The sequence below is a fragment of the Gordonia alkaliphila genome (genome assembly GCF_023017165.1).
Taxonomy (GTDB): domain Bacteria; phylum Actinomycetota; class Actinomycetes; order Mycobacteriales; family Mycobacteriaceae; genus Gordonia; species Gordonia alkaliphila.
This window is the reverse complement of the sequence record NZ_JALKBW010000002.1, coordinates 1-18698: the sequence shown is the minus strand read 5'-3', so window position 1 is coordinate 18698 and position 18698 is coordinate 1. Positions and strand designations below refer to the sequence as shown.

The 18698-nt window shown below is 62.8% G+C and carries 34 protein-coding genes and 2 pseudogenes; 27 read left to right on the top strand and 9 right to left on the bottom strand.

Annotated elements, in window-relative coordinates; all coding sequences use genetic code 11:
• Positions 1–46: 46 nt before the first annotated feature.
• The 5 genes from MUG78_RS16870 to MUG78_RS16855 all read left to right on the top strand — a co-directional run bounded on the left by MUG78_RS16870 (position 47) and on the right by MUG78_RS16855 (position 1682).
• Positions 47–346 carry a hypothetical protein gene (locus MUG78_RS16870; RefSeq protein ID WP_246997267.1) on the top strand — a complete coding sequence of 100 codons (300 nt, stop codon included), beginning with the start codon at positions 47–49 and terminating at the stop codon, positions 344–346.
• 59 nt (positions 347–405) lie between these two features.
• Positions 406–681, top strand: a complete 276-nt coding sequence (locus MUG78_RS16865; RefSeq protein ID WP_246997266.1) for a hypothetical protein — start codon at positions 406–408, stop codon at positions 679–681.
• Between the two features lie 37 nt (positions 682–718).
• Positions 719–847, top strand: a complete 129-nt coding sequence (locus MUG78_RS18180) for a hypothetical protein (protein ID WP_281500421.1) — start codon at positions 719–721, stop codon at positions 845–847.
• An 87-nt stretch (positions 848–934) separates the two neighbouring features.
• Positions 935–1321, top strand: a complete 387-nt coding sequence (locus tag MUG78_RS16860) for a hypothetical protein (protein ID WP_246997264.1) — start codon at positions 935–937, stop codon at positions 1319–1321.
• A 64-nt stretch (positions 1322–1385) separates the two neighbouring features.
• A complete protein-coding gene (locus MUG78_RS16855; RefSeq protein ID WP_246997262.1) occupies positions 1386–1682 on the top strand; it encodes a hypothetical protein in 297 nt (98 codons plus the stop codon).
• A gap of 217 nt (positions 1683–1899) precedes the next feature.
• On the opposite strand, the gene MUG78_RS16850 is transcribed toward MUG78_RS16855, so the two are convergent.
• Positions 1900–2136, bottom strand: a complete 237-nt coding sequence (locus MUG78_RS16850) for a hypothetical protein (protein WP_246997260.1) — start codon at positions 2134–2136, stop codon at positions 1900–1902.
• Positions 2137–2318: 182 nt separating this feature from the next.
• Between MUG78_RS16850 and MUG78_RS16845 the strand changes: the two genes are divergently transcribed.
• From MUG78_RS16845 to MUG78_RS16800, 10 genes are all read left to right on the top strand, one after another.
• Positions 2319–2846 carry a DUF6036 family nucleotidyltransferase gene (locus MUG78_RS16845; RefSeq protein WP_246997258.1) on the top strand — a complete coding sequence of 176 codons (528 nt, stop codon included), beginning with the start codon at positions 2319–2321 and terminating at the stop codon, positions 2844–2846.
• Positions 2847–3033: 187 nt separating this feature from the next.
• Entirely contained in the window at positions 3034–3405 is a 372-nt protein-coding gene (locus MUG78_RS16840; protein WP_246997256.1) for a hypothetical protein, read from the top strand.
• A 105-nt stretch (positions 3406–3510) separates the two neighbouring features.
• Positions 3511–3807: a hypothetical protein gene (locus tag MUG78_RS16835; protein ID WP_246997254.1), complete on the top strand. Its 297-nt coding sequence runs from the start codon at positions 3511–3513 to the stop codon at positions 3805–3807.
• A gap of 140 nt (positions 3808–3947) precedes the next feature.
• Positions 3948–4235, top strand: coding sequence for a hypothetical protein (locus tag MUG78_RS16830; RefSeq protein WP_246997252.1), 288 nt, complete (start codon positions 3948–3950; stop codon positions 4233–4235).
• 53 nt (positions 4236–4288) lie between these two features.
• Complete coding sequence (locus MUG78_RS16825) at positions 4289–4681, top strand: hypothetical protein (RefSeq protein WP_246997250.1); 393 nt, start codon at positions 4289–4291, stop codon at positions 4679–4681.
• A 236-nt stretch (positions 4682–4917) separates the two neighbouring features.
• The gene (locus tag MUG78_RS16820) at positions 4918–5181 is read left to right on the top strand and encodes a hypothetical protein (protein WP_246997248.1); all 264 of its coding nucleotides are present in this window, start codon (positions 4918–4920) and stop codon (positions 5179–5181) included.
• Positions 5182–5402: 221 nt separating this feature from the next.
• Positions 5403–5831: a hypothetical protein gene (locus tag MUG78_RS16815; RefSeq protein ID WP_246997245.1), complete on the top strand. Its 429-nt coding sequence runs from the start codon at positions 5403–5405 to the stop codon at positions 5829–5831.
• 24 nt (positions 5832–5855) lie between these two features.
• Entirely contained in the window at positions 5856–6104 is a 249-nt protein-coding gene (locus tag MUG78_RS16810; protein WP_246997244.1) for a hypothetical protein, read from the top strand.
• Positions 6105–6148: 44 nt separating this feature from the next.
• Positions 6149–6400 carry a hypothetical protein gene (locus MUG78_RS16805; protein ID WP_246997242.1) on the top strand — a complete coding sequence of 84 codons (252 nt, stop codon included), beginning with the start codon at positions 6149–6151 and terminating at the stop codon, positions 6398–6400.
• Between the two features lie 67 nt (positions 6401–6467).
• Positions 6468–6821 (top strand): hypothetical protein, encoded by a 354-nt coding sequence (locus tag MUG78_RS16800; RefSeq protein WP_246997240.1) that lies wholly within the window; start codon positions 6468–6470, stop codon positions 6819–6821.
• Positions 6822–6957: 136 nt separating this feature from the next.
• Here MUG78_RS16800 and MUG78_RS16795 read toward each other — a convergent pair whose 3' ends face one another.
• Complete coding sequence (locus MUG78_RS16795; RefSeq protein ID WP_246997238.1) at positions 6958–7197, bottom strand: hypothetical protein; 240 nt, start codon at positions 7195–7197, stop codon at positions 6958–6960.
• 355 nt (positions 7198–7552) lie between these two features.
• Between MUG78_RS16795 and MUG78_RS16790 the strand changes: the two genes are divergently transcribed.
• Entirely contained in the window at positions 7553–8212 is a 660-nt protein-coding gene (locus MUG78_RS16790) for a hypothetical protein (RefSeq protein WP_246997236.1), read from the top strand.
• A gap of 191 nt (positions 8213–8403) precedes the next feature.
• Here the strand turns inward: MUG78_RS16790 and MUG78_RS16785 are convergent, their stop codons facing one another.
• Together MUG78_RS16785 and MUG78_RS16780 are read right to left on the bottom strand one after the other, a co-directional pair.
• A complete protein-coding gene (locus MUG78_RS16785; protein ID WP_246997234.1) occupies positions 8404–8574 on the bottom strand; it encodes a hypothetical protein in 171 nt (56 codons plus the stop codon).
• Between the two features lie 94 nt (positions 8575–8668).
• Positions 8669–9589: a helix-turn-helix domain-containing protein gene (locus MUG78_RS16780; protein WP_246997232.1), complete on the bottom strand. Its 921-nt coding sequence runs from the start codon at positions 9587–9589 to the stop codon at positions 8669–8671.
• 199 nt (positions 9590–9788) lie between these two features.
• Here MUG78_RS16780 and MUG78_RS16775 point away from each other — a divergent pair, with 199 nt between their 5' ends.
• The 5 genes and pseudogenes from MUG78_RS16775 to MUG78_RS16755 all read left to right on the top strand — a co-directional run bounded on the left by MUG78_RS16775 (position 9789) and on the right by MUG78_RS16755 (position 11969).
• A complete protein-coding gene (locus MUG78_RS16775) occupies positions 9789–9929 on the top strand; it encodes a hypothetical protein (protein ID WP_246997230.1) in 141 nt (46 codons plus the stop codon).
• Positions 9930–9980: 51 nt separating this feature from the next.
• Positions 9981–10157, top strand: a complete 177-nt coding sequence (locus tag MUG78_RS16770; protein WP_246997228.1) for a hypothetical protein — start codon at positions 9981–9983, stop codon at positions 10155–10157.
• Between the two features lie 64 nt (positions 10158–10221).
• On the top strand, positions 10222–10563 hold the full coding sequence (locus MUG78_RS16765) for a hypothetical protein (RefSeq protein WP_246997226.1): 342 nt from the start codon (positions 10222–10224) through the stop codon (positions 10561–10563).
• Positions 10564–10613: 50 nt separating this feature from the next.
• Positions 10614–11671, top strand: a pseudogene (locus MUG78_RS16760) (IS630 family transposase).
• A 37-nt stretch (positions 11672–11708) separates the two neighbouring features.
• Positions 11709–11969, top strand: a complete 261-nt coding sequence (locus MUG78_RS16755) for a hypothetical protein (protein ID WP_246997224.1) — start codon at positions 11709–11711, stop codon at positions 11967–11969.
• 83 nt (positions 11970–12052) lie between these two features.
• Here MUG78_RS16755 and MUG78_RS16750 read toward each other — a convergent pair whose 3' ends face one another.
• Positions 12053–12367 (bottom strand): hypothetical protein, encoded by a 315-nt coding sequence (locus MUG78_RS16750; protein WP_246997222.1) that lies wholly within the window; start codon positions 12365–12367, stop codon positions 12053–12055.
• Positions 12368–12619: 252 nt separating this feature from the next.
• On the opposite strand from MUG78_RS16750, the gene MUG78_RS16745 reads away from it, so the two are divergent.
• The 4 genes from MUG78_RS16745 to MUG78_RS16730 all read left to right on the top strand — a co-directional run bounded on the left by MUG78_RS16745 (position 12620) and on the right by MUG78_RS16730 (position 14068).
• Entirely contained in the window at positions 12620–12937 is a 318-nt protein-coding gene (locus tag MUG78_RS16745; protein ID WP_246997220.1) for a hypothetical protein, read from the top strand.
• Between the two features lie 66 nt (positions 12938–13003).
• Entirely contained in the window at positions 13004–13351 is a 348-nt protein-coding gene (locus tag MUG78_RS16740; RefSeq protein WP_246997218.1) for a hypothetical protein, read from the top strand.
• 90 nt (positions 13352–13441) lie between these two features.
• On the top strand, positions 13442–13705 hold the full coding sequence (locus tag MUG78_RS16735) for a hypothetical protein (protein WP_246997216.1): 264 nt from the start codon (positions 13442–13444) through the stop codon (positions 13703–13705).
• A 78-nt stretch (positions 13706–13783) separates the two neighbouring features.
• Positions 13784–14068 carry a hypothetical protein gene (locus tag MUG78_RS16730; RefSeq protein ID WP_246997214.1) on the top strand — a complete coding sequence of 95 codons (285 nt, stop codon included), beginning with the start codon at positions 13784–13786 and terminating at the stop codon, positions 14066–14068.
• A 638-nt stretch (positions 14069–14706) separates the two neighbouring features.
• Here MUG78_RS16730 and MUG78_RS16725 read toward each other — a convergent pair.
• Complete coding sequence (locus MUG78_RS16725; RefSeq protein ID WP_246997212.1) at positions 14707–14949, bottom strand: hypothetical protein; 243 nt, start codon at positions 14947–14949, stop codon at positions 14707–14709.
• A gap of 371 nt (positions 14950–15320) precedes the next feature.
• Here MUG78_RS16725 and MUG78_RS16715 point away from each other — a divergent pair.
• Positions 15321–15545 (top strand): annotated as a pseudogene (locus MUG78_RS16715) (transposase); the annotation flags it as partial.
• Positions 15546–15852: 307 nt separating this feature from the next.
• On the opposite strand, the gene MUG78_RS16710 reads toward MUG78_RS16715, so the two are convergent.
• The 3 genes from MUG78_RS16710 to MUG78_RS16700 form a co-directional block, all read right to left on the bottom strand.
• A complete protein-coding gene (locus tag MUG78_RS16710) occupies positions 15853–16272 on the bottom strand; it encodes a hypothetical protein (protein ID WP_246997209.1) in 420 nt (139 codons plus the stop codon).
• Positions 16273–16311: 39 nt separating this feature from the next.
• Entirely contained in the window at positions 16312–16509 is a 198-nt protein-coding gene (locus MUG78_RS16705; RefSeq protein WP_246997207.1) for a hypothetical protein, read from the bottom strand.
• Between the two features lie 757 nt (positions 16510–17266).
• The gene (locus MUG78_RS16700; protein ID WP_246997205.1) at positions 17267–18220 is read right to left on the bottom strand and encodes a nucleotidyl transferase AbiEii/AbiGii toxin family protein; all 954 of its coding nucleotides are present in this window, start codon (positions 18218–18220) and stop codon (positions 17267–17269) included.
• 244 nt (positions 18221–18464) lie between these two features.
• On the opposite strand from MUG78_RS16700, the gene MUG78_RS16695 reads away from it, so the two are divergent.
• Positions 18465–18698, top strand: a 234-nt coding sequence (locus tag MUG78_RS16695; RefSeq protein WP_246997203.1) for a hypothetical protein, incomplete at its 3' end; no start/stop codon positions are given.

Below are 18698 nucleotides of genomic sequence, written 5' to 3'. Positions count from 1 at the left end.
GATCGCGGGGACTCGCGGCGGCAATCGAGGAAGGAACACAGAGGCGATGGCAGAGAGTAGCGCGTTCAGGCTCGACCATTACGAGGGACTGATCTGGACGGCAGAACGGTTCGGGGAACGTTGGAACGGGTGGCTGACGCCGGTCGTCACGCGCTCGACACTCGAGAAGATGTTCCGCGAAGTCGAGCAGGAGAGCGGGACGCAGCTGGGGGTCTTGGTAGGTGATGAGGCAACGTTCTTTGCCTCCCCCGGTTCCAGTGACGATGACCAGGTGATCGTCGCCGCCGACGACGGACTGTTCGACCTCGGATCTCTGGGGTTCATGTTCTGTGCGGGGGACTCCTAGCTGGGCCCTGCACTGGCACCAACGAATACATTCACCAAGTAGGAAGTGAGGAAAGAGCTATGACCAGCAACCATGAGGCGCTCACCACAGAAGACGTCATCACTCTCGGGGCCATCGTCGACGCGGCCGCCGGCGGAACGAACGTGCGGTTTAAGAAGGACAGCCAGTCGGAGATGATCGCTGGCGTCGCACGAAGCTTAACCGGACCCGAAGCAGACATTCGCGATCGCAGTCTGCGCATCAACGACGGCGTCTGCGACGTGGACATCCCCATCCGAGACATCCTGGCCGCTGCGCCCGCCGGCGGCTTCGACGCCGGACTCGGCAACCGCTGACCCCCGAACCGCGCAGTCGGAACCCAAGGAGCCCAGAATGCAGTCAGTGGAAACCATCACGCACAAAGTCGACATCCCCAACGAGTGCCCTCCGGCGCTCCCCGAATGGGCCCCCGACGCTGGCGATGGCCAGTTCTTCCTGAACGGGTGGGTCGAGGACTGGTAAGACGTCAACTGCCCGACATGCCTGGAATCAGCCCCACCCCTCCCTGGACTCAACTGAGGAGCCCCGACCATGAGTACCTATCCGACGGTGACCGCGCTGGCCGACGCGGTCCACGAACATTTCGTCCAATCCGACATGCCCGAACTCGTCGAATGCCGGAAGGTTCCCAGCGGCTACGAATTCGCTGAGGCAACCAAGGTTCCGTACTCGGTGAGCGACCCCGAGGGGTACCTCGGCGACGACGAGCTCTGGTACTGGGGCCCAGCGACTCGGTTCACCGACCCGCTCGTCATCGACGGCTACCACCTGACATCGATGCATGCCTCGGAGCACACAACGCCGCACTTCGTCGAAGAGAACCTCGAACACATCGACGATGGCCCCATCACCCTCGGTTGCGTGATCGTGTCCTTCAGTGGCGCAGACGGAGACGACGACGTTCCCCCCGAATGGGCGTGGGTCGTCAAGGGATAGTCACAAGGCGGGGCCACCCCGCGGACGGCTGACCACAGCCAACCACCAACAACGAGGATTCAAGATGAGCAATGACCAGAAATTCGACCTCGGCGCCGTGTACCTGACCCGAAGGGTCGCCGATACCTTCGGCGAGGAACAGGAACCCATCATCGAGCTCCTGCAGCGGCATGCCCGCGGCGACTGGGGCTCGGTCGGCGCCGAAGACGCCGCCAGCAACGACCAAGCACTGATCGACGGCAACCAACTGCTGTCGGCATACACCCTCCCCGACTTCCGCGGCGGCGAAACGATCAAGCTGTGGGTGATCACCGAAGCCGACCGCGCCACCACCACCGTGCTGTTCCCCGGCGAATACTGAAGAACAGCCGGCGGATGGGCTGACCTGCTGCCCCGGGGCAGCGATACTTTCGAACACAGGCGATAGACGGGTAATCCGTCCCGCGCCTGAAAAGCCGTCAGAGGGTTCCCAGATGTTGCGCTCGGCGCAGCCGCACTCCAGGGCAAAGGAGAATGCTCAGAATCGGCGAAGCCCCGTCTCAATGAGACGGGAAGCTGAAAAGTCCTCGCCTGGTAGCCTAGACCGGAACGAGGAGGTGGCAGTGGCTGCGCAGTTCAGTCTCTCGGAAATCGCTGAAAGAATCCGGGCAGAACCAATGTATAGAAATCGGCTCACCTGGTGTTTCGAATTCTTTCGGGGTATCGGCGATGAAGACGCCGACGTGGCTGCCCTCATCGCCGATGAGCCTGCTGGCACGGGAGATCAGCGGTTCGACGCATTCTTGGCAGCCGCTGCCGAACACGTAGCGTTCCACCACCAACTCGCACCCCCGTCATGGTGCTACGAACCCAGCCGAGTCCTTCCTTTCGGATGGCACATGGCGGACTATCCGCAAGCGCGCCGGTGGGCATATGCGCGCACCCCAGCAGCGTTCATGGGCCGCGGAATCTATATTGAGGAGCGTGAACTCACAAATGTGTAAGGAACGGGAATCCTGTGAGTGAAGAACGTCTCACTGCAGATGAGCTAATGGGGTTGTTCTCTGACCTTGCCACGGAACTGCGTGCGCGGCACATCATCGGCAATGTGCACTTGGCTGGCGGTGCGGCGATGGTTCTGGCGTATGGATCTGACCTCACCACCGGTGACGCCGACGCATTGTTCGAACCCGATGGCCCGATGATTGAGGCAATTCATTCGGTCGCTGCGAAACGGAACCTGCCCCGATCCTGGATGAACAATCAGGCGAGTGTGTACTTCTCCCGTGTGGCGGTACCGACAATGATTATCTTTGATGATCCAAATCTGCGTGTCATGGTTACTCCGGCGGAACACCTTCTCGCGATGAAGATACTGGCCGCACGAACGGTGCGAGATCGCGACGATGCGCTGAAGTTGATGAATCACTTGGGCTGGACGGAACGAGAAAGTGCTGTTGAGGCATTCGAGCGGTACTTCCCTGACGAAGAACTTGACGCTAATCCGCGCCGAAAAGCCTTCGTGGATTCCCTAACAGGGGTCTAGTCGCGGAAGGCCCGGTACATTAAACACCATCCTCGATGGTGTGCTTTATCGATACCCCGATCTCGGGGGGGATGGGCGGGAAACGCCGGGCGCTGTCCGGGCCGCCAGCTAGCGTGTGCTTCTACACGAAATCACCGAGCCAGGCGCAGTCGCCGGGCTACCCCGCCTCGAAAGGACAGTCGAGTCCATGTACGCCGACAAAGAGAAGTTCCTGGCCGCCGCGCGACTTCGGATCGTCGACGGCGACCCGCACCGCGGAGCGATCGAAGAATTCCTGGACCACGTCGAAGGTCTCCTCAACGGACCCGATCTGAGGATCAACACCGACAACGACATCGCGCTCATGCTGGACACACTCTCAGAAGGAATCAGCGTCATCGAGAGGTGCTGGGCCGACGACACCGACATCGAGGACCCGCTGACCGAAGCTGTCGGCATCGCCTACGCGGAACCCCTCGACAAGATGATGTCCAGGGCCGCGGCCGCGTCGACGGACCCCGGCAACATGCCCGACACACTCCGCGGGTTTATCTCCGCGCTGCAGCCTCTGGTCGATTAGCGGCTATCTCGACCTAGAACGATGTTGTCGTACGGGTCGTCGTCGACGGCGATGGCGCCTCCGGCGCAGACCTAGAAACACGAACGAACGAACAGAATTGGGGAAATGGCCATGAACACTGCTGAGGATTCCGCGTACAAGGGAGAGCACACCGACCGCGGGATGTGGGTGACCGACCAAATTGCCGTGACGATCGCCAACGACGGAGATTTCCTCGACGGTGAGCGCGTCGCGTTCCGAGCCAGGGACTTCGCTGAGTCCGGGGACATCGCAGGTCTGGCCGCCTTTGTGACCAACCGAATCAAGACCGGCGTCGACTTCCGAGCTCTGCGTGCCGAACTGGCGGCCAACGACTACGACCGAATCAACTGGTACACGGTTGCGAGGTCCTTGGCGGCGTAGCCCCGACACAGCGCTCTGGCCGGCGGGGCGGAACCGGTGCGAGCCGGGCTGCATGCCCCACAGAGAAAAGAGTCCAGGCAGTGTCGGGGGCGGTGTCTACGGTGATTCAGTAACCGTGTCGACGAAAGGAGATAGGCGCCGTGTCTCACCTGCCCCTCACGATCGCCGTGATCGTCTGCCTGACGCTCTGGGCGCTGATGTACCTGATCGTTTTGCTCTCGACCGGCTCAGAGACATTCCGCCGAACTCTCTCTCGGTTCGGGACCCCACCCAAGCGGGCACTCCTGGTGGTCTTCTACGGCACCTACCTCGCTACCGTGCTCCTCCTTGGCGCCGGAATGGTTGTCGGAATCCACGCGATGGTGTCCTTCGTCGGCGTCCTCTTGATCCTGCTCCTCGCACTCGACCTCGTCAGGCACCCGGTCTAACCGGACCCGGCACACGCGCCCCGAATAGTTCGCCCCCTATGGAAGGAATATGTATGCAAGACACCACCTGGGAAGCATTGGCAGCTGAGCTCGCCGAGCATGGGCTCGTGCCCACAACGCCCCGCACCGCCAGCCAGAAGAACGCGCCGGGGTTTCTGTACGAAGCGGACTGGACCACCGCCGCTACCGGTCACGGTAACGACGGCGGGCGGTGGCTGGTCACGTCGGTGTCCACCGATGCGCTCGGCAGGGGCGCGGAGCGCTGGCTGATCGCCTACGAGATCGCCGTCGGCGGCAAGACTGGCCGCATCGTCAAGCTCCTTGAGGGGCCGATCAGCGAGGACGCCGACGCGCGCCTCCTGGCCGAAGCCGGCAGGCAGGTGTGGTGGAGGAACGGTGCTCCGGACCTGAACGACCTGGCGTTCTTCGTCAGCGCGAACGCGTAGGGCTCATCCTGTCCGCCTCGCGTGAACCGCGAGGTGCTTCACATGCCGCCCCACCCCTCTGCTTTGAGGTGGTGGGGCTGCATTGCTTTTCAGCGAGTCCACACCGGCGGTAGTGGCCCGCACAGTGCGTGCACGTGCTGCAGCCCCGGTAACCCCGTTGCCGGCAGGGAAAGATGGTAGACACGGCACGGTGCGTTCCATCCGGGGGACGCCGACTATCGGAAGGGTGTGAAAACATGGCGATCGAGGTCTCTGTGTGTGTTGGCGTGACCGAAAACTACTGCAAGGCGTTCGATATCGAAAAGCTGCTTGACGAGTCGCCCGATACTGAGCCGGAACTCGCGCAGGAGTTGCGCGCATCCGGTGCCGCCGAATGCGCCGCTCGCCTACACCGGCTTCAGCTTGACCACCCCGAACATCCACTCGTCCAGTCGATGTGGGCGCAGATGAAATCGCGCGGCGAAGTCACGGGCGAGACCTGGGAGTTTTCGGTCCGCTAGCGGGCAGTCGAGCCGGTGAGGTAGGGGGCGTCTGAGGATTCTCGGGCGCCCCTTGTCAGTGTTTTGGTCAAGTCCGCTGAGATCTGGCTTCGGGGCCCAGATCGGGAGTCGTGTTGCGATCCGCCCCGGGGGGTGGCGGCCAGTCCTCCGCTGATGACCGGTAGGGGGTGTCGGGGCCGAACTCTATCGTGAGGGCACCAATTGCCAACGAAGGATGAATGATGGTGAAAGTGCCCGTATCCCTGCTCGACGAGCTCGGCGCCAGTGACGATGTGCGGAGGCGTGGAATCACGCTCTCCCCGCGTGTGTGGCAGGAGTTCCTTACCAGCGTGGTACCCGAATTGAAGAAGGACCTCCTGGAAGGGGAGACGCTCGACGGACTGTACATCGACGGTGGATCCTGCCGGGTTCTCTGGACCGCGGAAGCGCAACGTCAGCTGCGCGTGGACAACATGGACTACGAGTTCGAACTCTACGAGCTGGGCCTGGAAGGGGAGCCTTTCAGTGCCGACCTGTACAACTCGCGTCGCTTGGATGCTCTCACCGCGTACCCGGTAGATGCGCTGCTGCGGGGCGTTCTGCGTGAACACGTGACCAAGGAGTACGGGATCGACCCGCTGAACAAGTACGACCAGGTCGAATGGGTCTGACGGGAGGCTCCTGAAAGGAACGACATGATCGGAAACGCATACGTCGTACGCGGTGGAGCGCACGAGAACCGCCGGTACCTGGTGTTCGGAAACAGTGCCGAAGAAGCGTGGGAACGTTCCGGGCGGCTCAAGAACCCGACAACAGCTCGAATCCGCGCGGACATTGAATACAGCGAGTTCAACGACCTGTATTCGGAGGCGGTTCGCCGCGGCTGGAAGCAAGGGCGCGGATGGGGCGGCGACAACCACGATGAGTGGCTCTACGGCCGCTGACTGAAAAGGTTCCTGGCGATGTGACCCTAGAAGAGGAGGGTGGCGTGAGTAGTAGTGCGAAGAACTGGTACGGGATACCGGGCATTCAATACCATTTTGTTGGCGCATGGGATGATTTTACGATCACCTATCAAGGGGTGACGGACACCATTGGTGTCGATGTTGAAGGTGCCATGTGGACGACCTACAACGAGGAGGGGTTCACTGATCCGGGTGAGCCGTTTGCCGAGTACATGCGGCAGAACGCAGAAGAAGTGCGCGAACTGATCGAGCTCTTCCGGGGGCCGGACGTGTGAGGGGCGCACGTTTCCTTCGCGGCCAGAATGGTGGCCGCCTCACTGCGATAGAAGGGCAGGTGACACAATGACCACGATTGATGGCCTCATTGTCGCCAACGATATTCACGTACAAGTTGGTCCCGAAAGCGGGGGGCTGCGGGCCGTGGTGCTGTCTTCACGCCACCATCGAGCTCCGCTGAACATGATGGTGCCGGCGGATCTAGGGACGGCGCGGGACGCCATCGTGCGGGCCCTCACTCTCGATTCCTGGGAAGTCCTCACTGCGATGTCCCTTGCGGACTGGGCCAATGATCAGGGATTCGATAGTGCCGATCCCGGCGTTCGTGATCGCTTTGAACGAATCAGCACGAACGCGGAAGGCGTGTACCTCATTTACGGAGGAAAGAGCTCTTTCGAACATCAGGCGATGAGCCTGTAGCAGGGATCTGCAATGGATGATTCGCTGCGGGCGGGTCGAGTGTTGCAGGGGGTTGTGGAGCAGCCTGAACCCTTTATCGGGTGAAAAGCGGCAGTGTCCCCGCCGAGGCTCCATGAGTCGGCGGGGACACGTGCGTTTAGTCGATCGTGATATCGAAGCCGTATCCGTCCCGGAGGTCGTAGAGAACGTCAGCCCGAATCTCGTCGTTGGCGACGAACGTCGCCAACGAGACTTCCGGGCCGGACTGGCCGTTGGCCGACAGTCCGTCCCGGAAGTCGTCGTAGACGGCTTCGGCAGCTTCTGCCGGGGTGTCGAACGTCTTGGTGTGGGTAGTGCCGTCGTCGTTGCGGTAGGTGACGGTGCTCGAAGATGTCATCGATCTCTCCTGGGTGTGGGCGTGGGTGGGTGGTGCGATCCCACCGCAGAGGTGGCCTCGGACAGCCAGTGGTGGCTTCCGCGGTCGGGGGTGGCGCAGGTTCCTGCGCGAGACGCGATTGCCGCGTAGCCCCGCGGCACAAACCAAGCGGGGCTTCAGGTGAGTCTGGTGGGCGAGCGAGCGGGGACGTCATGCGCGGTGGAACATGGCTCAGGCTATTGCCGGGAGCCAATGCCATGGTGGCGGCGGGAACTAGGTCCATGCTATGGTGGTGGCACCTTCCACGACGGACGGTCGAGGCACGGAGCACCTGCACCAGGCCCACAGCAATCACGACACGAAGGAGCGGCCCACAATGGCTACTACGCACGAAGACAATCCCGGAACGAGGCGGATCCGGGTCGATGACGCAACTTTCGACACTCTCACCGGGCTCTCCGACCGCACCGGATTCGATCTCGACACGATCATCAACCTGCTCGCCGAAGAACACTCCGCCGACACCGAATTCGAAAGGGGCACGGCTCGTGCGGCACTGAGTGAATCGGCCACCGACTATCGCGCACTGCGGGCCCTCGCCTCGGCCGCCGCCCCGGACCTGCGAGTCGCCGCGATCCGGCTGGGTGAATCCACGGAATCGGCGTCCCGCGCAGCCGATGGACTGTTCGATCGCGACTACATGGGCGCGAACTTCCGGACCGGCGACCCTCAGCTGTGGCGGTCGACCCGCGGCTTCTGGAAGATTTCGACCCAACCCAACGCGCTGGCGGCGTACCGGCTCGGCGTCTTCCTGGGCCTGTACGGCGGCGTCGCCTGGAGTGGCCGTAGCGGGGAGGGGCGGCGATGGGCGTTGACCGGCTACCGCGTCGACGGCAACGATCGCGTCGATCCCGAGACGGGGCAGACGATCGGCGCCTCGACCACCCAGGAGCGAGAGCTGCTGGAGGTGCTGGGAGCGCACCGGATGGGACTGCCGGCCGGATCGAGCAATCCGGTGGTCAATCTCTACGCGTGACCACGGGACGGTCCTGACGAAGCCGCGGGGGCGGTTCAGCACTCTTCGTGCTGAACCGCCCCCGCGGGCATCGCGGTACGCGGGTGAGGGCGATGAGCCAGTCTTCGCGGGGCGCCGCATGGCCCATCAGCAGGGAACCGAGACGCAGGTCCGGGGCTTTCCATCACGTTCAGGCCCCGGAAAAGCTAGAGCTAATCGCCGTCGTTTCCTGCCAGCGCTTCTCCGAGCGATTGGTGGGCCACGTCGTAGCCCTTTGCGACAAGCTCATCGGTGTGCGCCTCGATATGGTCGGCGTACTTCGCGCCCTTCCAGTCGAAAGCCTGCTTGGCGGCAAGGTAGCGGTAGTCGTCGCGGGTCTTCATCAGGGGTCTCCAATCCTCTGGGGGCGGTGCGCCGACTGAATGTGCGAGTCGACTGCTGTGGGCGACTTTACGATTTGGTCCGGACGCAGGCGGGTCACCTCGTGTGCTCGGCGGCCTCGGCAATAGCGTCGAACTGAGAGATCACGCGGGCGGTAGCTGCGTTGGCCGCCCGGGCAGCTCGGTAGGCCCGGGCACCTTGGGCGATCTCCTCGATGCTGAGCACGGTGTCGAGATCCAGCGAGAGCGCGAGACCGCGGAAGTCGTCGGTGGCCTCAATGCCGGTGGGCAACGGACGATCGATGGCGGGGAGATCGGTAACGGTCAGGAAGTCCGTGCCAGCCGGGGGGATCCGATCTGCGAGGAGCTCGGCCGTCCGGGCGACAACGGTGCGCGCGATCGCTTCGTCGAACGCCTCGCATTCGATGCGCAGGACGTAGCCGTTCTTGGCCACGATGAAAGGGGCGCTGATCGCTCCGGTGGCGGCCAGGTCTTGATCGGACAGTGGGGGAAACGCCTCGGGGCCGACGGGGGCCGAGTGTGAGCGCACTCTGCTGGAGAGATCGTGGACGTTCTTGTCGGCGCCGCGATCGAACCGGGCGTAGTAGCGGTGCGGGGGACGGGGGGCTGCGGCGGCGATGAGGATGGGGTTCGTCCGGTACTCGCCGTTGTAAGCCAAGTCGGCGTCGGCCACGAGCCGTTGCGCTTCTGCTTCGTCGGCGTATGCGGCGACCGGGGCTGGCCAGGTGAAGCCGTGCGTGAGGACGTGGACGGTCAGCCCGGCCAGGAGGTCGTTGTCGCTGGCGGTGTACCCGCTGCTGCGTAGAGCCGCGGCGAGGACGACGGCGTAGGGCTCATCGAGTGTGGTGGCGATCCTGCGCAGGGTCGCCGGCGCCGGCATCGTCGATTCCCAGCGATACACGCTGGCGCGGCTCACACCGATGGTCTTCGCGAAATCGGCGAGCGAGGTCGCCGTCACCGTCGGGTGCGCGGTGATCAGCTCCAGCAGATTGGACATTGCGATCAGGCTCCAAATGGGGGGTGTTGGGCGACAGGACCCCCGAAGTGTAACACCATGCGAGGCAATGTCCCGTGGGGCGAGACGTGCCTGGGGTGGGTTGGAAGCACGCCGGGTATGTGTCGGGGACCTGTGCCACAGTGAGCACTTCACGGCGGGCACCCGGGACTCGGGGCCCGAGTATGACACGAGGGGCCCTATGGCGAAACAGCGAACGGAAACCGAATTGCGCGAAGCGCTGCGCACGGTTGTTCAGGACTTCAATATCGGCGCGTCGGTCGACCACGTGATCGCAGACTGGCGAGACGCCGGGCTCATTGATCACATCGAAGTGAGCTGAGAGTAGGAATGTCCGCCGAACAGAAGTGCCTATAGGGATAGAGAGGAAACTATGAGCCAGCATAAGTACATGACCGACGCCGAATACGAGGCGGAATACGGTCCCGTGCAACTGCCGTACCTCACTTCCGGCGAGTCGAGTTCGGAGTGCCTGGATTCTGGCCTCGTCTGCTCGATCGACCCCAGAACGGGCAAGTGCACCGAATGTGGCAAGCCGGAGGATCTGTGACACTAGCCCGACCGCAGGGGCCTCACACCCGAGCTCCTGGAGATCCTATGACTAGGACGGAACGATGACTGATCAACTCTTCGATAGCGGGGGAGAACCTACTGACGAGGCATGGGGTCGCGTCCGAACCCTCCTGGAACACGCATGCGGCGTCGAGTACCTCGTGAACGAGAAAATCTATCTCCTGATGGATCAATCCGATGTCGACGAAGCGGAAAGCCACGGAAGCCACATTCATCCGCCCGAGATCGATGGCGTCTGCGCAATGTACGACGAGAGTGAATCCCCACTTCGATTCGTCAATGCAGTCGCCCGCGGTGAGCACTATTCGGTAATCCCCCAGTACTTCCTCGGTGAAAAATACCCCACCCAGGACTACCCGCTGACCGACTTGCTAAACAACTAGTGTCGCGTGTCGTTAATTAGTTTATGGTTCCTGGGTTGAGATAATTGGCTATGGCGAATTCTCCTGCACCGGCCCTGGAACTGCGTGATGGCGATGCGGATGAGCTCGATCAGTTGTTGCGATCGACTACAACGCCGGCCGGTCTGGTGCGTCGGGCGCGGATCGTCACGCTCGCTGCCGACGGAATGGCTAATTCTCGGATCAGTGAGGTTGTGGGAACCTCGATACCGACGGTCATCAAGTGGCGTTCCCGGTATCTCCAGGACGGACTCGCGGGGCTCCTCGACGCCGAAAGGCCCGGTCGGCCACGGCATCTCGATCACGCCGATATCGTGTCGGCGACGTTGATGCCGCCGCCGAAGAAGTACGGGGTCACGCACTGGTCGTCGCGGTTGTTGGCCGGGCATCTCGGCATCGGGAACGCGACGGTCGCCCGGGCCTGGCGCGAGTACGGGGTTGCGCCGTGGAGGTCGGGAACATTCAAGTTCTCCACCGACCCGGAACTGGTCGCCAAGGTCACCGATGTCGTCGGCTTGTACCTGGAGCCGCCGGAGAACGCGATCGTGTTGTGTGTGGACGAGAAATCGCAGATCCAAGCCCTGGACCGCACTGCGCCGATGCTGCCGATGCAGCCCGGGCAGATCGAACGCCGCACCCATGACTACAAGCGCCACGGCACCACCACACTGTTCGCGGCGTTGGAGATCGCGACCGGGCAGGTGACCGCAGCGGTCAAGCCCCGACACCGCCACCAGGAGTTCCTGTCCTTCCTGCGGCAGATCGACCGCACCTACCCGACCAGGAACTACACCTGGTCATGGACAACTACGCCACCCACAAGAAAGCCGAAGTCCGCAACTGGCTCGAACAGCATCCGAACATCCACGTCCACTTCACCCCGACCTCGGGATCGTGGCTCAACCTCGTCGAAGTCTGGTTCGGCATCATCGACCGACAAGCCATCCGCCGAGGCGTCTTCACCTCAGTCAAAGACCTCAATGCAAAGATCCGAGCCTTCATCAACGGCTGGAACGACCGCAAACACCCCTTCGTCTGGACCAAGAACGCCGAGGACATTCTGAAGAAAGCCCAACCGAAAACTAATTAAAGACACGCGACACTAGAGAGAGGGAACGGCACAGACAATGAGCGTCAAGAACAGTGACATCGAATGGCTGGGAACGGATCCCGGCGACATCAGTGGCGTCTACGGCGACTACGTCATCGAGATCAGTGCGCGCGCGCGGACACACACGGTCGGCTACAGTGCGAGCATGCCCAACCGGCGTACATGGTACGTCGAGTTCGACTGCGAGACGATCGCCGACGGTGAGGCCGACGGACTCCGCGCCAGCAAGACCGCAGCGTTCGCCGTAATCAACGACCACATCGAAAAACAGAAGTAGCCGGACATCAAGCCAAATCCCGACCGGAAAAGTGGGGCCGCCGCATTCACATGCGGCGGCCCCCTTTTGGCTCGGTTACTGCCTCAACAAAAGATCTCGCGACGCTCAGACTTCCAGCCAGTCACAACCTCGCGGGCACCGTGCAGGGAACTTCCGCACAGCTCGCAGGGTGACTTCGAGTACGTGATCTGGCCGCACTCGGTGTCTTCGTCGCACTCCTCGCCGGGATGTACCTGCTCGGCGAAGTGCCCGTACGTGATATCTCCGTACCCCTCGCGGGCCCGGTCGAAGGCACTCCGATCCCACGCCGGATCGGGGTTCTCCAGCACCCCGCCGAGCTCTGAGTAGCAGTCCACACAAACCTCAAGAGGAAACGCAACGTCATCGAGTGTGGTCATGGAATGGGGCCTTCCGATGGGAGGGGTCAACGGCACCCGGCGGCCGGGGCCGATGAATCTGTGGAGCGCAGCGTATCCCAACCAGCGGACAGCCACGCGAGCGCAGCCACGGGGCGCGCACTGCCCGGGGAGAGCCCCAGTCGACAGATAGACGGGGCTGTCGGGAAGGTGTGGGACTCTGCCGCGAAGGCCCGCGACAGGCGGGCGTTCGGCCGCCGCGCGGGCGCGGCCCATGAGCGAAGGAAACCCACTGTGAATCCACGGCCGAGAGGCGTCATCACCAGCGTCCCGACCGATGACCGACACCTGCGAACACTGAATATCTGCTGGGACGGCCAGCCGGAGTCCGCGCTGGCCCGGATCGAGGATCTGGTGTGCACCCCCAACGACGACTACACGCCGCTCAGCGACGAGGCGCCGGGGGTGAACGCGCAGTGCACGGGGACGATCGTGGCGGTCGATTCCGATGACCACCGCTTCCTGACGCTGGTCGTCGAATGGGACGGCGGGCCCGAGCCGGTGGAAGAGCTCGTGCGAATCGAGCACCTCATCGTCACCGCCGCGGACTAACAGCAGCCTGTCCGGGACGTATGCAAACCTGACGGCGCCTGGAAGTCACGAGGAGAAGAGGTACCCATGGCGCCGTCGGAGCTCTACCACGCGGTCGCGGTCTATCCCGCCCACCCGGACGTCAATCTGGCGGGCGTAGCGCGCGAGATTGAATCCCAGCCGGCCGAACTCGCACTCGATGTTCTGGACTATGCCGAGAATGAGCAGGCGATCCGAGTCAGTCGCGGACTGCCCTTCTCCTCGACGCCGGACGCGACCGACTTGCATGCACTGTGGGAGGACACGCGTCGCGCGATGCCCAGCACTGCGCAGAGCCCCGGTCCGGTGCCGATGTCGGTGACCCGAATCCGGGATCAGGTCGTGATCGAGTTCCCGACTGCCTGGGTGGACGAGGCCGTGGAGAGACTCAGCTGAAGGGGTCAGTAGGAATCATCCGATCAGGGAAGACGTGGTGTCGGCCCGACCAGACCGGCACTGACAACACGATAGTGAGGCGGTAGCAGCATGGCAGAGAGCAACGAGTACACCACCGAATGGTTCACCGGAGAGGAACCCCTCGGGGAACACTTCGCAGCCGAAGCGACCCGGGCGAGCCGTTGGCAGCGGATCCCCGGTGGACGTGCGCTGGTGGTGACGGTCACCCGGGACTCCGATTCCGGATGGGTATTCGAAGCAAGCGACTACGACACCAGAAAATGGCCGGTCAACGAGCGGTTCGCAGACGCAGAGTCGGCTCTGGCCACGTTCACAGCGGCGGCGCGGGAGTAGGAAGCGCCATGAACCCCTCGGGGGATTCCCGCGATCATCGGGGCCTCCGACGAGCAAACTGGAACTGAGGGATAATTGATGTACGGAATTTCGGTAGAAGACAATGCGGAGATGGATGCGTTCTCGGCGTTCTGGCAGGTGTCGCGAGAAGAATTCGCGGCGGTGGAGCAGAGCTGCATCGAATCGGCGCAGTGGGTACGGTCGCCGGATCCCGAGGACCGAGATTCTGGGTTGCTCTGTATCCATTTCTCGGAAGACGAGCTGTCGTCGAGGGTCTACGTGCTGGCAGCCGGCGTGACGGGCGACATTGCCGATGATGTGGAGCGAAAGTTGGGGCGGGGGCCGGACAGTCTGTGCTGCTAACCACTCGACGGTCGACGATTTCCGCCTAGCGGACACCGCGGTGCGGACTGGGTGAGGACTCAGCCTCCGGTTACGTGGCCGGTGTCCCGTGGCGGTTCAGTCCGTGGCCTGGTCTTACCGGCGCGCCAGGATGGTCCACCGGCGAGGAATCCCTCGGGGAACACTTCACAGCCGAAGCGACCCGGGCGAGCCGTTGGCATCGGATCCCCGGAGGACGTGCGCTGGTGGTGACGGTCACCCGGGACTCCGGTCCCGGATGGGTATTCGAAGCAAGCGACTACGACACCGCAAAGTGGCGGGTTAATGAGCGGTTCGCAGACGCAGAGTCGGCTCTGGCCACGTTCACAGCAGCGTCGCTGGGGTGAAATGATGGAGATGAATTAATGAGCGACGAGCATTACGTAGTGAGAAATGCACAGTATGACCGGATCGGCTGCCTGTGTCCGGACGACTGTGCGTGTCACTCACGTTTCCGACAAACAGTCTGCGGGTGCACCGGCAACCACGAGGCTGACGCCCAAGACTAGAAGACTGCGCGGGTTCGGCTCCGGCATCTACGCCGGGGGGCTAGGTTGAGCATGATGAGGAGCAGGGGGGGCCGGGGCCCCGGAAGGCAGCCGCAGGTGGTCTGCTGCTTCCTACCGGCGTGCGAGGGGATACATCGCGATCCGCGCGTCGGTAGCGGGGATCAGATCGGAGAGGTCTTCGGCATCGTGGAGATCGATGGCGGTGGGAGCTCCGATGTACGCATCGGAGTCAGGTGACAGCTGGCCCAGCAGAATCTGATCGTCGTCGATCTCAAGGACGCGGAAGAGACTGGGGTTTCGGCCGGATTCCGAGGCCAGTTCTACGAGGTCGCCGACCGTGAAAGTGTGTGTCATCGCTGTCTTCCTTGTGTGTTCGGGGTGTGGGAAATCGGATGGTCGCTAGTTTCGCATGCCTCCCGAACAAATCGGGTGCGCCCCGCAACGAGCTCGGCACAGTGGATTCGCGGAGCGAGGCTTGTCGGGGGGTTCTGGCAGCCTCTGCGGAGGGCGCGCGAGTGTGCCCGGTTGTCGATTACCCGCCTATCAGGAGAGACGGAGATAAGAATATGACCAGCTACCGAAGGGTGCGCTAGTGCTCCGTCGTTCACGGCGGAGGTGAAAGCGCACACGATCGGCCCCGTCCAGGGGTTGATCATGTTCTAAGTCGGGCGGCTCTGCTGCTCGATGTACTGCCGCAGCACCTCGATCGGGGCACCACCGACCGAGCCGGCCTGACCGAGCTCGCTCAACTCGGACGAAGCTTATGGAACAGGCGCGCCGACATCCTCGCCTACTTCGACACCGGCGTCTCCAACGGACCCGTCGAAGCCATCAACGGACGCCTCGAACACCTCCGCGGAATCGCCCAAGGCTTCCGCAACCTCGACCACTACATCTTGCGGTCCCTACTGCACTCCGGTCAGCTCGCCGAAAGGGTCAACGCACTCTGAAATACGAAGAGCCCCTAATCCCTTTGACGGGCCCCGGAGCCGGTCGGGGGTGGCCGTGTGGGACTACGAACTGAAGGCGACAACGGTTGTGGGGTTCGGAGAAGTTACGGAAGTCCAGAACCGTCCTGGCCCATGATGGGCACCGCCACGACCATCGACGGCGCGCGCGATGGTGGCTCCGGTACCGAGAACGGCCAGGACCGCCGAATAGACCACCAGCGGCGTGTCTGTTTGGGCACCGGGAACCCCACCTGGGAGCCAACCACGTTCCTACTGGTCCCTGGCCGGTCTCCCAAGGCGGTGCCCGTTACTGCGGCAGTCCGATCGAACGCACGGTTGTGCCGGACCTGTCGAAGATGATCAGCCGGCGGGTGTGTCCGTCGGGGTGGGTGAAGAACGTGGTCTCGAAGTACTCGCGCGTGGGGCGCGGTGTGAAGTAGTCGGGATCGATTTCCAGGAGTGCCGGCAGTGTGAGCGCCAAGTGCGTGAGGATATCATCCTCGATCTGGTTGGTGCCTTCGCGGCGGTAGGCGGTTTGGAGTCCGCCGTCGTACTCCTCCACGCCAGCTGACCAATCGGCGCTGATGAAAACAGACCGGAAGTGGGCGCGTCGCAGCGGCTCGGGGAGCAGATCGAGCAGGCAGTAGTTGCTGCTGGGATCCAGCGCGAGTTGAGCCTCACGAATCGCGCTATGGAGCGATTCGTGAGAAGTGGCGGGAAGATTCATGGGTATCTCCGTTCGGATTGTTGTGGTGTCGGTGTACAGCTAGAAGTTGGGGGTGACGTCGTTGTATCCGAGGTCGACGGTGTACGTCTTCCCCTCGGGTGTCGTGACCTCGAATGTGTTGGGTGATTCAAGGTTGCCGGCGTAGGTGTCGTGGAGGGTTCGCAGTGCGTCGTGAGCCGCTGCGAGGGGGGTGTCAGCGTCGAAGTCCATCGTCCAGGTGACGGTCATTGCGGGCATGGAGGGAAACTCCTTCTGGTCTGCGGAGTGGTCCGCGGGCGAGTCGAGGACCGGTTGGTCCGCGGCGGGGCAGTATCAGCTCGGACGCAACCAGTATGTACATGGACCCCGACAGTGGTGACCGCGCAGGACTGTGGCGCGCTCAGAGCGGTGTCGGCGTGCTGAGATACCTTCGCCGGGTATGCCAACCTCTGACGAGTGCGCGTGGACAGGCTGCGGGCGCAAACCGCTCGGGGAAAGAGAGTAGATGGACACCATCAAAGTCGGTGATGTGGTGCGGGTCAGAATGGGGAAGTATTCGGGCCTTATCGAAGTCGACATGATCGATGAGACGGGGGTGCAGGGGAGAATTCCCTACGCTTCCACGTATACACCGGGCGGCACGTATGAAGGTGCATACCGTGGTCGACAGCACGCTTGGTCGAACCAGATCGTGGAGATAGTCCGACGGGGCGGGTAAAAGGGGTTCGCCGCCCCTGGCGGGGAGCTGATCACAAGTGGGGTGGTGCTCAATCATGCCTGGATCCCAGGTCTCAGGAGAAGGGGAGCACGAAATGCGCAGGGAGCTGTCGGCGCAGCGCGGTACCTAGAGATTCCGATTCAGGATCTTCTAACGTGAGCTGTCGCCGGTTGGCAGGCACCGCATTCCTATTCGGGCTTTCGGCGAAATTGCGGGCCATCAAACGTCCCAAAAGTAGTCGGTGGGTGGGCCGGATAATTCCGGCCAGTGCGCTTGGCTGTTCAGGGGAAAGTGTGGTTAGCCGATTATGCGGTGGCAGAACTCTGGATCGAGGCCTGCCGCGGTGATTTCGGTGTCGAATGCCCCGGTTCGAAACTGGTGGAGGCGTTCGTGGAGTGCCCCGATCATGTCCGGGTAACCGAGGCCCCGCATGGAGTCTTCGACGCGGGCCAGGGTCCATCCGGCGGTATCGAGGATCATCGCCAGGTCATGGAAGTCGCGGCCACGCGCAGAGTCTGCGAGAGCGACCGCCTTGCCGGCTACGACGTCATCGAAGATCAGTCGGAGTCCACCGCCGGGGCGCGCTTCTGGTGGTGTGGATCGTTGGTGATACACCATCTGGACGACAACGGTATCGCCGCTGGGGACGGTAACCCGCATTTGTTTGTCGAGGTCCTGGTCGTGGACGAGTTCGGCAGTCCATCCGTGGGTGTGGCAGGCGGCTGTCACTGCGGCTGCGGCCGCGGTGAAAGCGGCGGCGTCGAGATGGTTGTAGAAGGCGTCGATGTCTTCGGTGTCGCGGTCAACTACGTCGTAGTCGATGAGTGCAGATCCGCCAGCCAATGCGAACCCGAGGTCGGCGATAGCGGTGAGTACGGCGTCTTGGATCAGAGTGCGGGCGTTCACGGGTCGGCGGTCTCCTCGCAGATGGGGGTGCAGCGTTTCCCATGCTGCGCGGACTCGGTGGGGCAGGGCAAGCGCGGGCCATTGGCGGGTGAGGTCGTGGTGATTGATCCAGGTGGTGAACTCGTCGATCCGGGTGGCCTTGGTCAGTGCGCCGCTGTAGAAGCGGCGTATGTCGGCGGGGTCGGCGAAATCGAGTAGGCCGGGTTGCCAATGCAGCTCAACGGGTGGATCGAAGTGGCCCGTGGTGGGGCCGGTGAGGGTTTGGAGGTCGGCGGGTACGAAGGTGTCTGGTGCGAAACGGGGCCGCCACGATGGGCGTAGTCGATACACGCCGCCCGCTTCCATGGCTGCGAGTTTACCGGCTGGCCGAGTGGATTGGTGTGGTCGCCACGCACGTCTCCTGCGGGAACGGACGGGCGGGCGGGCGCAGCGTAGGCGAGGGCGGGTTGATGGATGGCGTTTTCCGCGGAAAACTGGTGAAGCACTCGGGGGCGACGGGTGCCGGCAGGGGGAATGGGCTAGGGCATTGGCATCCCAATCGGGCTTTTTAGAGTTCTTATGGGTCCTTTCATGGGGTATTATTAGAGGCATGAATAACCCCTATTCGGCGTGCGTGTTACCGCATTGTGTGCGAATTATTCGGGTCTTATTGCCGGCGCTTGCGCCGGGCTGTTTGGTGTTATTGGGGCCGCTTGCGGTGCCGATAACAGGAGTCCGGCAGGGCTGGTTAGTGAACCCGGAATGGGGGTGGTGTTTTCGGGCCAGAATCGCCCGCAGGGCGATGTTCAGCGGGCCGCTCAACCCAACCACCACGGAGGCGCTT

Bases quoted from the DNA above. Each gene is read 5' to 3' on its own strand.
- MUG78_RS16855 (WP_246997262.1), top strand. From the start codon at position 1,386: ATGAGCAATGACCAGAAATTCGACCTCGGCGCCGTGTACCTGACCCGA.
- MUG78_RS16790 (WP_246997236.1), top strand. From the start codon at position 7,553: ATGGCTACTACGCACGAAGACAATCCCGGAACGAGGCGGATCCGGGTC.
- MUG78_RS16815 (WP_246997245.1), top strand. From the start codon at position 5,403: ATGGTGAAAGTGCCCGTATCCCTGCTCGACGAGCTCGGCGCCAGTGAC.
- MUG78_RS16710 (WP_246997209.1), bottom strand. From the start codon at position 16,272: ATGAATCTTCCCGCCACTTCTCACGAATCGCTCCATAGCGCGATTCGT.
- MUG78_RS16795 (WP_246997238.1), bottom strand. From the start codon at position 7,197: ATGACATCTTCGAGCACCGTCACCTACCGCAACGACGACGGCACTACC.
- MUG78_RS16785 (WP_246997234.1), bottom strand. From the start codon at position 8,574: ATGAAGACCCGCGACGACTACCGCTACCTTGCCGCCAAGCAGGCTTTC.
- MUG78_RS16800 (WP_246997240.1), top strand. From the start codon at position 6,468: ATGACCACGATTGATGGCCTCATTGTCGCCAACGATATTCACGTACAA.
- MUG78_RS16810 (WP_246997244.1), top strand. From the start codon at position 5,856: ATGATCGGAAACGCATACGTCGTACGCGGTGGAGCGCACGAGAACCGC.
- MUG78_RS16780 (WP_246997232.1), bottom strand. From the start codon at position 9,589: ATGTCCAATCTGCTGGAGCTGATCACCGCGCACCCGACGGTGACGGCG.
- MUG78_RS18180 (WP_281500421.1), top strand. From the start codon at position 719: ATGCAGTCAGTGGAAACCATCACGCACAAAGTCGACATCCCCAACGAG.
- MUG78_RS16755 (WP_246997224.1), top strand. From the start codon at position 11,709: ATGAGCGTCAAGAACAGTGACATCGAATGGCTGGGAACGGATCCCGGC.
- MUG78_RS16705 (WP_246997207.1), bottom strand. From the start codon at position 16,509: ATGCCCGCAATGACCGTCACCTGGACGATGGACTTCGACGCTGACACC.
- MUG78_RS16700 (WP_246997205.1), bottom strand. From the start codon at position 18,220: ATGGAAGCGGGCGGCGTGTATCGACTACGCCCATCGTGGCGGCCCCGT.
- MUG78_RS16735 (WP_246997216.1), top strand. From the start codon at position 13,442: ATGGCAGAGAGCAACGAGTACACCACCGAATGGTTCACCGGAGAGGAA.
- MUG78_RS16725 (WP_246997212.1), bottom strand. From the start codon at position 14,949: ATGACACACACTTTCACGGTCGGCGACCTCGTAGAACTGGCCTCGGAA.
- MUG78_RS16865 (WP_246997266.1), top strand. From the start codon at position 406: ATGACCAGCAACCATGAGGCGCTCACCACAGAAGACGTCATCACTCTC.
- MUG78_RS16820 (WP_246997248.1), top strand. From the start codon at position 4,918: ATGGCGATCGAGGTCTCTGTGTGTGTTGGCGTGACCGAAAACTACTGC.
- MUG78_RS16740 (WP_246997218.1), top strand. From the start codon at position 13,004: ATGGCGCCGTCGGAGCTCTACCACGCGGTCGCGGTCTATCCCGCCCAC.
- MUG78_RS16730 (WP_246997214.1), top strand. From the start codon at position 13,784: ATGTACGGAATTTCGGTAGAAGACAATGCGGAGATGGATGCGTTCTCG.
- MUG78_RS16770 (WP_246997228.1), top strand. From the start codon at position 9,981: ATGAGCCAGCATAAGTACATGACCGACGCCGAATACGAGGCGGAATAC.
- MUG78_RS16870 (WP_246997267.1), top strand. From the start codon at position 47: ATGGCAGAGAGTAGCGCGTTCAGGCTCGACCATTACGAGGGACTGATC.
- MUG78_RS16765 (WP_246997226.1), top strand. From the start codon at position 10,222: ATGACTGATCAACTCTTCGATAGCGGGGGAGAACCTACTGACGAGGCA.
- MUG78_RS16825 (WP_246997250.1), top strand. From the start codon at position 4,289: ATGCAAGACACCACCTGGGAAGCATTGGCAGCTGAGCTCGCCGAGCAT.
- MUG78_RS16835 (WP_246997254.1), top strand. From the start codon at position 3,511: ATGGCCATGAACACTGCTGAGGATTCCGCGTACAAGGGAGAGCACACC.
- MUG78_RS16775 (WP_246997230.1), top strand. From the start codon at position 9,789: ATGGCGAAACAGCGAACGGAAACCGAATTGCGCGAAGCGCTGCGCACG.
- MUG78_RS16750 (WP_246997222.1), bottom strand. From the start codon at position 12,367: ATGACCACACTCGATGACGTTGCGTTTCCTCTTGAGGTTTGTGTGGAC.
- MUG78_RS16840 (WP_246997256.1), top strand. From the start codon at position 3,034: ATGTACGCCGACAAAGAGAAGTTCCTGGCCGCCGCGCGACTTCGGATC.